Origin of the sequence: Streptomyces sp. WMMC500 (genome assembly GCF_027497195.1) — a bacterium.
In the GTDB taxonomy this organism is placed as follows: Bacteria; Actinomycetota; Actinomycetes; order Streptomycetales; family Streptomycetaceae; genus Streptomyces.
Window position 1 is genome coordinate 2,108,913 of record NZ_CP114905.1, and the last position, 10,584, is coordinate 2,119,496.

Sequence of the window (10,584 nt, forward strand, 5' to 3'; positions counted from 1 at the left end):
GCAGGTCACGCTCGGCGCCTTGTCCGGCCAGGTTTGCAGTTCGAGGTCGCCTGCGCACCATGGGCACTCTCGGTCGGGTACCGGCGTACTGCGGGTGTCGAGGCCGAGCGTACACAGCAGCAACCCCGCTCCCGGCGTGCCCTTGCCGAAGGCGATGCCCGTTGACCACGTGTTACCTCGACCAGGGCGTCCGTCAGCAGTGGGAGCCCTCTGGGACTTTTCTGGGACTCCCGGCCCCATCAACCGGCACGAACGTGAAAGAAAATGAAAGGCCGTTCGCGCAGGTCAGCTGCCATCAGCCACTCATCACGACAGGTCACCGCATTCGCTGGTCTCTTCCGCGACATCTGTTCGACCGGCGCGCCCCGCCTCCCACGTGCTCTCACCCAAGGGTTCGTCTACGTCTTTACCGACCGGATCGCACTGACTCGCGAGGCCGAGGCAGGCGACCGGCGGGCGACCCTGACGCACCAACAGAGAAGGCGCCAAACAGACATACCAGCTAGACCTGCACTTCCCTGGTCACGGGACACGCCCGTACCGTACCCCCGACAAACCATCAGGCAGGCTTTCGACCTGCGAAAACAGCGGAGTGCAAGGGGCCTCCAGACGCTGCACCATCGACGGCTCGCACTGGGGGGGGGGGGGGGGGGGGGGAAGGCAAGCGCCCTGACGGGAGAATCATTCGTTGCGCCAGGGAGACCTCCGGCCTCAGGGCTAGCGTCCACCGCCGCGATCGGGTGGAGCGGCAGCATCAAGCAGGAGGCGAGGACGTTCGACGCCGAACTTCGCAGCGGTGCGCGACAGGTTTCTGACCTCTAGAGGCCCCGTCTGCCCAGCTCGACAGGGCATTTGAAGCAAGATCAACGAGCGTCAAATGAGCGTCAAGATACCTCGGAGAGCGTCATTTCAGCGTCAAGATATCGCCCATACCGCTCACAACGCACATCATGCGCATCACGAAAACCGCAGGTCAGGCAGCCTTTTCGGTCCTGACCAGCACCGCCACGCACTCCATGTGGTGGGTCATCGGGAAGAGGTCGAATGCACGGGTCCACTTCGGGGCGTAGCCCGCGGCGGCGAAGTACGAGAGGTCCCGGGCCAGGGCTGCCGGGTCGCAGGCGACGTAGGCGATGCGGCGGGGGTGGAGGGCGGTGACCTGGGTGATCACCTGGCGGCCGGCGCCGGTGCGGGGTGGGTCCAGGACGACGAGGTCCGCTTCCGTGATGCCCGTGCGGGGGAGGACGCGGTCGACCTTGCCCTGTTCGATGCGGACGCGGTCGAGGTCGGCGAGGTTGTGGCGGGCGTCGGCGGCGGCGCGTTTGCCCGACTCGATGCCCAGGACCGCGCCCTTGGGGCCGACGCGCTCGGCGAGGGCGCCGGCGAAGAGGCCGACGCCGCAGTAGAGGTCGAGGGCCATGTCGCCCTTCTTCGGCATCAGGCCCGTCATCACCGTCTCCACGAGCAGGTCCGCGCCCTTCGGGTGCACCTGCCAGAAGCCGCCCGCGCCGACGCGCCAGGTGCGGCCCGCGGCGCGTTCGCGGACGAAGTCGCGGCCGTGGACGCGGTGGACGGCGGCGGGGGCGGAGGGCGTGCGGGAGGGCTCGGCGCGGAGTACGGAGACGGGGCGGTCGAGTTCGACCAGGGGGAGCCGGCCGCCGGGGCGGGGGGTGAGGACGACCTGGCGGTCGCCCGAGCCGGTGGCGGCGATGGCCTCCACCGTGTCCAGTTGCGGCCACTCCCGGCTCTCCACGCCCAGTTCCTCCACCTCCGGGGCGGCGATCAGGCAGCGGTCGACGGGCTGTACCTCGTGCGAGCGGTGCCTGCGCAGTCCCGCCCGGCCGCCGGGGTCGATCGCGTACTGGACCCGGGTGCGCCACGCCGGCACCTCGCCCTTCGGCACCTTGTCGCCCGGCACCGGCTCCACCGTGCCGTCCCACCCCGCGTCCTCGGCGGTGAGCCCCGCGAGCCAGTCGAGTTGCTCGGCGAGCACGTCCGCCTTCAGGCGCCGCTGCGCGCCCGGGGCGACGTGCTGGAAGTCGCAGCCGCCGCACTTGCCGGGACCGGCGTAGGGGCACGGCGCCTCGATGCGGTCCTTCGCCGGCTCCAGCACCCGCACCGCGTCCGCGCGCAGGAAGCGTGCGCCGGCGCGGCCCTCGGTGACCCGGGCTACGACCCGTTCGCCGGGCAGCGTGTGGCGTACGAAGAGCACCTGGCCCTCGGCCGTACGGGCCACGCAGTGCCCGCCGTGCGCCACCGGGCCGACCTCGACCTCGTACTCCTCCCCCGCTCGCGACGCGGACGTGGCGGGGGCCTGCTGTTCTTCGGGCACGGGGCGGACTCCAGGAAATGGTTCTGCGGGTGTGGGCGAGGGCCGGGCGCGCGCCAGTCTAGGCGGCCCGCCATGCCCGTACGGTACGGGCGGCCCGCCCGCCCCACCCGTCCACCGGCGCCACCCGGGGTGCTCCCGGCCCCCGAGGGTGTGTAGCTTGAACGGAAAAGCCGGACAGGGCGAAGGGACGCCGCGTGCACATCGTGATCATGGGGTGCGGCCGGGTGGGCTCCACCCTGGCGCGCACGCTGGAGCAGCAGGGGCACACGGTGTCGGTGATCGACCGCGACCCCACCGCCTTCCGCCGCCTCGGTCCCGGCTTCGGGGGCCGCCGCGTCACCGGCATCGGCTTCGACCAGGACACGCTGAAGGACGCCGGGATCGAGGAGGCCGGGGCCTTCGCCGCGGTCAGCTCCGGCGACAACTCGAACATCATCGCCGCCCGCGTCGCCCGCGAGATGTTCGGCGTCGAGAACGTCGCCGCCCGGATCTACGACCCCCGCCGCGCCGAGGTCTACCAGCGGCTCGGGATCCCCACGGTCGCCACCGTCCGCTGGACCGCCGACCAGATGCTGCGCCGGCTGCTGCCCTCGGGCGCGGAGCCGCTGTGGCGGGATCCGAGCGGGCGGGTGGAGCTGGCGGAGGTGCACACCTCGGCGGCCTGGATCGGTCACCGCGTGGCCGAGCTGCAGGAGGAGACGGGAGTACGGGTCGCGTTCCTCACCCGGCAGGGCGAGGCGGTGCTGCCCACCGCCAAGACGGTGCTGCAGGACGGCGACCTGGTGCATGTGATCATGCGTACCGACGAGGTCGAGCAGGTCGAGGCGGCCTGCGCGAAGGGCCCGGACACGGAGGACCGACGGTGAGCGGCGCACACGCGCACGGCGAAGTGACCGGCGGAGCGACCGGCCGAGCGACCGGCGGAGAAGCGAACGGAGCTGCACGGTGAGAGTGGCGATCGCAGGTGCCGGTGCGGTGGGCCGCTCCATCGCGGGTGAGCTGCTGGACAACGGGCACGAGGTGCTGCTCATCGACAAGACCCCCACCGCCATCGCCGTCGAGCGCGTCCCGCGGGCGGAGTGGCTGCTCGCCGACGCCTGCGAGATCGCCTCGCTGGACGAGGCCGCGCTGCAGCGCTGCCACGTCGTCATCGCCGCCACCGGCGACGACAAGGTCAACCTGGTCGTCTCGCTGCTCGCCAAGACCGAGTACGGCGTGCCGCGCGTGGTCGCCCGGGTCAACAATCCGCGCAACGAGTGGCTCTACAACGAGGCGTGGGGCGTGGACGTCGCCGTCTCCACGCCGCGGCTGATGTCCGCCCTGGTGGAGGAGGCCGTCAGCGTCGGCGATCTGGTCCGGCTGCTGCGCTTCAGCCACGGCGACGCGAACCTCGTCGAGCTGACCCTGCCGGAGGAGTCGGCGCTCACCGGCACCGCCGTCGGCGACGTCGACTGGCCCGCGGACACCACGCTGGTGACGATCATCCGCGGCAGCACGGTCCTCACCCCGAAGCCCGACGACACCCTGGAGGCCGGTGACGAGCTGCTCTTCGTCGCCGCGCAGGCGCGCGAGGAGCAGTTGGAGGAGCTGCTTTCCGTACGGCGCGAAGGCTGACCCGCGCCGCCGGGGCTACTCGCGGTCCGCCGCCGCCTGCCGCTGCTTCTCCCGCTCCTCTTTCGCCTTCTCCTCCGCCTCCATCTCCGCGATCACGTCGATCGGCGGCGGCGCCTGCTTGAGGAAGATGTAGGTGAGCGTGACCGCGAGCAGCAGCGGCGGGATCTTCAGCGCCACGATCACCCAGCCGAACTCCTTGGGGTCGGCCCAGAAGTAGAGCGGGAAGAGGATCGCGGACTTGGCCAGGAAGATGAAGCCCCAGGCGTAGCTGGCCTTCGCGTACGCCTTCTTGCGGCCCGGGTTGCGGGTGCGCCAGGACAGGTTCTCGCGGAACAGCGGCCCGAGGATCAGCCCGATCAGCGGCAGGCCGGCCAGGGTGCTGAGGAGGTACGCCAGCGCCAGGCCGAGGCCGTAGAGCAGGCCGGGGAGGTAGAAGTCCTTGGCGTTGCCGGTCATCATCGCGAAGACGACGCCGATGGCCACGCCGAAGACGCCGCTGAAGGCGTGCTTGAGGGTGCCGCGGGTGACCAGCCGGGAGAGGCCGAGCGCCAGCGAGACGCCGAGCGCGGCGATCGCGGAGGGCCTGAGTTCCGAGCTGATGGTGTAGACGAGCACGAAGACGAGGCCGGGGACCGTGGTCTCGACCATGCCGCGGACCCCGCCGAACGCCTCGGCCATGGCGGCCTGGGTGACGGCGTGCGAGTCGCCCTCCGGTACGCCGGAGCCGGGCCGGCCGGGGCCCGCGTCGTCGGGCGCGGGCGTCGGCGCGGGTGCGGTCCCGGGCGGGCCGCCGGTCGCGCCGGGGCCGCCGGCGCGGTCGTCGGCCGGCTTCTGGAATGACGTCACCGCTGCTCCTGTCCGAGGGGTCGCAGTTCGTACTTGGGGTTGAAGAGCACCCGCCGCCCGCGGCTCATGGCGATGCGGCCGGAGGCGGTGAGGCTGCGGCCCGGCTCGATGCCGGTGATGGCGCGGCGGCCGAGCCAGACCAGGTCGAGCGAGTCGGTGCCGTCGAACAGCTCCGCCTGCAGCGCGGGGACGCCCGCGCGCGGCTGGAGGGTGACGGTGCGCAGACTGCCGGTGACGGTGACCACGGCGCGGTCGTGGCACTGCCGGATGGGCGTGACGTCGGCGGTGTCCTCGTCGGGCGGCAGGGTGTCCTCCGCCGGCGGCTCCTCGGCGCCGGTGAGCCGGCCCAGCAGCCGGCGGAACGGGCCGGCGGAGCGGTCGGTGCTGCGGGCGGGGTCCATGCCCGCAGGGTACCCGCCCGGGGCGGTCCGTTTCACTGCTCGAAGCGGTAGCCCATGCCGGGTTCGGTGACGAAGTGGCGCGGGTGGGCGGGGTCTGCCTCCAGCTTGCGGCGGAGCTGGGCCATATAGACCCGCAGGTAGTTGGTCTCCGTACCGTACGAGGGGCCCCAGACCTCCTTGAGGAGCTGCTTCTGGCTGACCAGCCGGCCGGCGTTGCGGACCAGCACTTCGAGCAGGTGCCACTCGGTGGGCGTGAGGCGTACGTCGGCGCCGTCGCGGTTGACCTTCTTGGCCGCGAGGTCGACGGTGAAGGCGTCGGTGGTGACGACGGCCTGGTCCCCGGCGGGCGCCGACGGTTCGGCGCGGCGGACGGCAGCGCGCAGCCGGGCGAGCAGTTCGTCCATGCCGAAGGGCTTGGTCACGTAGTCGTCGGCGCCCGCGTCGAGGGCCTCGACCTTCTCGTCGGAGCTGTGCCGGGCGGAGAGCACCAGGATCGGCACCCGGGTCCAGCCGCGGATGCCGCGGATGACGTCGACGCCGTCCATGTCGGGCAGGCCGAGGTCCAGGACGATCACGTCGGGGTGGCGGTCGGCGGCGAGCTTGAGCGCGGTGGCGCCGTCCTGGGCGGCGTCGACCTCGTACTTGCGCGCCTTGAGGTTGATGACGAGCGCGCGCACGATCTGCGGCTCGTCGTCGACCACGAGCACCCGGTGCATGGCGGCTGCCTTTCGTCCGTTCGGAGGGTTCGGATACGGATACGGGGCCGGGGGGCGGGGCGGCGCCGCCGGGGGCCGGACGGCGGCGTCCGCGCGGGCGGGCGTCACGTCGTCGCCTGGGCCGGCAGCTCGGCGGGCGCGGCGGTGCCGCGGCCCGGGGCCGCCCGCAGCGTGAGCACCATGGTCAGCCCACCGCCGGGGGTGTCCTCGGCGACCAGGGTGCCGCCCAGCGCCTCGGCGAAGCCGCGGGCGACCGCCAGGCCGAGGCCCACGCCGGCGCCGCGGGGGGCGTCACCGTAGCGCTGGAAGGGCTCGAAGATCCGGTCCTTGCCGCTGTCGGGGACGCCGGGGCCGCGGTCGACCACGCGCAGCTCGACCCGGCCGCCGAGGGCGCTGGCCTGCACCAGGACGGGAGTGCCGGGCGGGCTGTACTTGACCGCGTTCTCGACGACGTTCGCCACCGAGCGCTCCAGCAGCCCGGCGTCGACGGTGACCATCGGCAGGGTCTCGGGGATCCGCAGCGTGACGCTGCCCTCGGGCACCCCGGCCAGCGCCTTGGGCACCACCTCGTCGAGGTCGACCTCGCGCAGCAGGGGGGTGACGGTGCCGGTCTGCAGCCGGGACATGTCGAGCAGGTTGCCGACGAGGGCGTCGAGCCGGTCGGCGCCCTCCTCGATGGCCGCGAGCAGCTCCGCCTCGTCCTCCGGGGACCAGGAAACGTCGTCGGAGCGCAGCGAGGTGACGGCGGCCTTGATGGCGGCGAGCGGGGTACGCAGGTCGTGGCTGACGGCGGCCAGCAGCGCGGTGCGGATGCGGTTGCCCTCGGCCAGCTTGCGGGCCTCCACGGCCTCGGCGGCCAGCCGCTGGCGCTCCAGTACGACGGCGGCCTGGGCGGCGAACGCGCCGAGCACCCGGCGGTCGGTGGCGGGGAGCTTGCGGCCGTTGAGCGCCAGCGCCATGTCGTCGCCCACAGGCATGTCGGCGTCGGCGTCGTCCGGGCTGGCCGGCCCGCCGGTGTCGCTGCCGACGCGGCCGACGCAGGTCCAGCGGTCCTCGCCGCGCTGCCGTTCGAAGAGCGACACCGACTCCATGCCGAAGGTCTCGCGCACCCGGTCCAGCAGCGCTTCGAGCGACGCCTCGCCGCGCAGCACGCTGCCCGCGAGGAGCGACAGCACCTCGGACTCGGCGCGCAGCCGCGCGGCCTGGGAGGTGCGGCGGGCGGCGAGGTCCACGACGGACGCCACGGCGACGGCGACGGCGAAGAAGACGACGAGGGCGACGATGTTGCGCGCGTCGGCGATGGTGAAGGTCTCCACGGGCGGGGTGAAGTAGTAGTTCAGCAGCAGTGAGCCGGCGGCGGCGGAGGCGAGCGCCGGCAGCGTGCCGCCGAGGAGGGCCGCCACCACGGTGGCGAAGAGGAACAGCAGCACCTCGTTGGCCAGCCCCAGGCCCCGGTCGAGCAGCAGCATCAGCCAGGTGAGCAGCACGGGCCCGGCCAGGCCGAGCAGCCAGCCGGCGACGATACGGCCGCGGCCGAGGCGGGCGCCGCGGGACATCGGCAGGCCGCGGCCCTTGGCGACCTCGCCGTGGGTGACGATGTGCACGTCGAGGTCGGGCCCGGAGTCGCGCGCCACGGTGGCGCCGACGCCGGGGCCGAAGGCGTACTGCCACGCCTTGCGGCGGCTGGAGCCCAGCACGATCTGGGTGGCGTTGACGCCGCGCGCGAACTCCAGCAGGGCGTCCGGCACGTCGTCGCCGATGACGTGGTGGAACGTACCGCCGAGGTCCTCGACCAGGGTGCGCTGGACGGCCAGCTCCTCGGGCGAGGCGGTGTTCAGGGGGGTCAGGCCGTCGCTGTGGGAGATGTAGACGGCCATGATCTCGCCGCCCGCGCCCTTGGTCGCCAGCCGCGCGCCGCGGCGGATGAGGGTACGGCCCTCGGGGCCGCCGGTGATGCCGACGACGATGCGCTCGCGGGCCTGCCAGGTGTCGCGGATGTCGTGCTCGCTGCGGTACTCGCGCAGGTAGTCGTCGACGCGGTCGGCGACCCAGAGCAGCGCCAGCTCGCGCAGGGCGGTGAGGTTGCCGGGGCGGAAGTAGTTCGACAGCGCGGCGTCGATCTTGCCGGGGTCGTAGATGTTGCCGTGCGCCATGCGGCGGCGCAGCGCTTCTGGCGACATGTCGACAAGCTCGATCTGGTCGGCCTTGCGGACCACGGCGTCCGGCACGGTCTCCCGCTGCCGTACGCCGGTGATGTTCTCCACGACGTCCCCCAGCGACTCCAGGTGCTGGATGTTGACGGTCGATATGACGTCGATGCCGGCGTGCAGCAGTTCCTTGATGTCCTGCCAGCGCTTCTCGTTGCGGGAGCCGGGGACGTTGGTGTGCGCCATCTCGTCGACGAGCGCGACGGCCGGGCGGCGGGCGAGGACGGCGGCCACGTCCATCTCGGTGAACCGCGTGCCGCGGTAGTCCAGCTCGCGGCGCGGTATCTGCTCCAGGCCGTGCAGCAGCACCTCCGTGCGCGGCCGGTCGTGGTGCTCGACGAACCCGACGACGACGTCGGTGCCGCGCTCCAGCCTGCGGTGCGCCTCGGAGAGCATCGCGTAGGTCTTGCCGACGCCCGGCGCCGCGCCCAGGTAGATCCGCAGCTTGCCCCGTGTCATGAGTCGATTGTCCGTCCGCTTTCGTGCGTGTCGCACCGTCGAGCGTACGACCGCGGGGGCGGGTCGGCGCGCCGGGCGAGGACCGCGGACCGGACCTTGACGCATCCCTGACGTACGGGGGTGGCGTACGGGCCGCGGGGACCCGCCCCCGCACGGCGGGGGCGGGTCGGCGGCCCCGGACGGCGGGGCGGACGGGTCAGGTCGCGGCCGGCTCCGGGGGCGCCTCGGGGTCGGTGCCGGTTCCGGCGTGGTGCGTGCCGGCTTCCGCGTGGTCCGTGATCGTGCCGTCGCGCAGCTCCAGCACCCGGTCCGCCAGGTCCAGCAGCGCCGCGTCGTGCGTGGCCACCAGCGCCGTGACCTCCTCGCTGCGCACCACCGCCCGCAGCAGCTCCATCACCGCGTGCCCCGTCTCCGCGTCCAGTTGCCCCGTCGGCTCGTCCGCGATGATCAGCGCGGGCCGGTTCGCCAGCGCCCGGGCGATCGCCACCCGCTGCTGCTGCCCGCCGGAGAGCTCTCCGGGCCGCTGCGCGGCGTGGTCCGCGAGGCCGACGAGCGCGAGCAGCAGCTCCACCCGCTCCTCGCGCTCACGCGGCGGCACCCTGCGCAGCCGCATCGGCACCCCGACGTTCTCCGCCGCGGACAGGATCGGGATCAGCCCGAACGACTGGAAGACCAGCCCGATCCGGTCCCGCCGCAGCTCCAGCAGCTCCGCCTCGCCGAGCCCGGACAGCGCCACGCCGTCCAGCTCGATCCGGCCGGAGTCGGCGACGTCGAGGCCCGCGACGAGGTTCAGCAGCGTCGTCTTGCCGGAGCCCGAGCGGCCCTTCAGCGCCACCAGCTCGCCGCGCGGCACCCGCAGCGACACCCCGCGCAGGGCGTGCACGGCGGTGGCGCCGCTGCCGTACGTGCGGTGCAGGTCCCGGGCGACGACCATGGCGCGGCCGGCGTCCGCCGGCCGCTCCCGTACCGCCGTGCCTTCTCTGCCGGTGTCCTCGCTCACGCGTCCTCCCCCTCGTCGTGCCCGTCAGGCCCCTCGGGTCCGTCAGGTCCCCCGCCGGCCCGCCACACCCCGACGTGGTCCGGCTCCGCGGTCAGCCGGACCCGTCGTCGCAGACCGTACCGCTCGACGTACGCGCGCGGGAGCTGCAGCCTGCCGACGCGGTCGAGCACGGCGTACTCCGCGGCCGTCAGCTCCCCGTCCCGCAGCGTCTCGGCGGCGGTGCGGCCGTCGCGGATCTGCACCGTGCGGCGGACCTGGCGGGAGACCAGCGGGTCGTGGGTGACGACGAGGACGGTGGTGGCGAGTTCCTCGTTGGCGCGGCGCAGCGCGTCGAAGACCTGCTCGCCGCTCGCGGTGTCCAGCTCGCCAGTCGGCTCGTCGGCCAGCAGCACGCGCGGCCGGTTGGCGGCGGCGACCGCCACGGCGACGCGCTGCTGCTCGCCGCCGGACAGTTCGGCGGGACGGCGGTGCGCGCAGTCGGCCACGCCGAGCGCGTCGAGGAGACCGGCGGCCCGGGCGGGGCGCTCACGGCGGGGGACGCGGGCGTACGCCATGGGCAGCGCGACGTTCTCCTGGGCGGTCAAATACGGCAGCAGGTTGCGGGCGGTCTGCTGCCAGACGAAGCCGACGGTGCGGCGCCGGTACGCGAGCCGCTCGCGGCGGCCCATGGCGAGCAGGTCGTACCCGGCGACGCGGGCGCGTCCCGCGGTGGGCACGTCGAGGCCGGCGAGTATCCCGAGGAGGGTGGACTTGCCGGAGCCGGAGGCGCCGACGAGGGCGGTCATCTCGCCGTCGGCGACGGCGAGGTCGAGACCCTGGAGGGCCTGCACCTCGACGCCTTCGGTGTGGAAGATGCGGACCAGGTTGTCGCAGTCGACGAGGGGCTCGCGGCCGTCCGCCGCGGGGGCGGCCCGGGCGGCGCGCTCCAGCTCGGCGAGGTCCGGGGGCGGGGTGGGGGCCGGTGTGCGGGGTTCGGTCACGCGGACCTCCTGGGCCGGGTCCGGGGCGG

9 protein-coding genes are annotated in these 10,584 nt (G+C 73.5%); 2 read left to right on the forward strand and 7 right to left on the reverse strand.

The features are described from left to right. Positions 1-973 precede the first annotated feature (973 nt). The gene (locus O7599_RS08595) at positions 974-2,332 is read right to left on the reverse strand and encodes a TRAM domain-containing protein (RefSeq protein ID WP_281621527.1); all 1,359 of its coding nucleotides are present in this window, start codon (positions 2,330-2,332) and stop codon (positions 974-976) included. 194 nt (positions 2,333-2,526) lie between these two features. Between O7599_RS08595 and O7599_RS08600 the strand changes: the two genes are divergently transcribed. Both O7599_RS08600 and O7599_RS08605 read left to right on the forward strand, forming a co-directional pair. Beyond that, positions 2,527-3,198 (forward strand): TrkA family potassium uptake protein, encoded by a 672-nt coding sequence (locus O7599_RS08600; protein ID WP_281621528.1) that lies wholly within the window; start codon positions 2,527-2,529, stop codon positions 3,196-3,198. 79 nt (positions 3,199-3,277) lie between these two features. Further along, positions 3,278-3,946, forward strand: a complete 669-nt coding sequence (locus O7599_RS08605; protein WP_281621529.1) for a TrkA family potassium uptake protein — start codon at positions 3,278-3,280, stop codon at positions 3,944-3,946. A 15-nt stretch (positions 3,947-3,961) separates the two neighbouring features. On the opposite strand, the gene O7599_RS08610 is transcribed toward O7599_RS08605, so the two are convergent. From O7599_RS08610 to O7599_RS08635, 6 genes are all read right to left on the reverse strand, one after another. Continuing rightward, complete coding sequence (locus O7599_RS08610; protein ID WP_281621530.1) at positions 3,962-4,792, reverse strand: DUF3159 domain-containing protein; 831 nt, start codon at positions 4,790-4,792, stop codon at positions 3,962-3,964. Next, positions 4,789-5,193 carry an OB-fold nucleic acid binding domain-containing protein gene (locus O7599_RS08615; protein ID WP_281621531.1) on the reverse strand — a complete coding sequence of 135 codons (405 nt, stop codon included), beginning with the start codon at positions 5,191-5,193 and terminating at the stop codon, positions 4,789-4,791. Before O7599_RS08615 ends, O7599_RS08610 begins: the two co-directional genes overlap by 4 nt. 32 nt (positions 5,194-5,225) lie before the next feature. Next, on the reverse strand, positions 5,226-5,909 hold the full coding sequence (locus O7599_RS08620; RefSeq protein ID WP_281621532.1) for a response regulator: 684 nt from the start codon (positions 5,907-5,909) through the stop codon (positions 5,226-5,228). A 104-nt stretch (positions 5,910-6,013) separates the two neighbouring features. After that, complete coding sequence (locus O7599_RS08625; protein ID WP_281621533.1) at positions 6,014-8,575, reverse strand: sensor histidine kinase KdpD; 2,562 nt, start codon at positions 8,573-8,575, stop codon at positions 6,014-6,016. A gap of 196 nt (positions 8,576-8,771) precedes the next feature. Beyond that, complete coding sequence (locus tag O7599_RS08630) at positions 8,772-9,575, reverse strand: ABC transporter ATP-binding protein (RefSeq protein ID WP_281621534.1); 804 nt, start codon at positions 9,573-9,575, stop codon at positions 8,772-8,774. Then, positions 9,572-10,555 carry an ABC transporter ATP-binding protein gene (locus O7599_RS08635; RefSeq protein WP_281621535.1) on the reverse strand — a complete coding sequence of 328 codons (984 nt, stop codon included), beginning with the start codon at positions 10,553-10,555 and terminating at the stop codon, positions 9,572-9,574. The genes O7599_RS08630 and O7599_RS08635 overlap by 4 nt, the downstream gene beginning before the upstream one ends. Positions 10,556-10,584: the final 29 nt, after the last annotated feature.

Excerpts from the sequence above, each read along its gene's own strand:
- O7599_RS08625 (WP_281621533.1), bottom strand. The coding sequence starts at position 8,575 with ATGACACGGGGCAAGCTGCGGATCTACCTGGGCGCGGCGCCGGGCGTC.
- O7599_RS08620 (WP_281621532.1), bottom strand. The coding sequence starts at position 5,909 with ATGCACCGGGTGCTCGTGGTCGACGACGAGCCGCAGATCGTGCGCGCG.
- O7599_RS08615 (WP_281621531.1), bottom strand. The coding sequence starts at position 5,193 with ATGGACCCCGCCCGCAGCACCGACCGCTCCGCCGGCCCGTTCCGCCGG.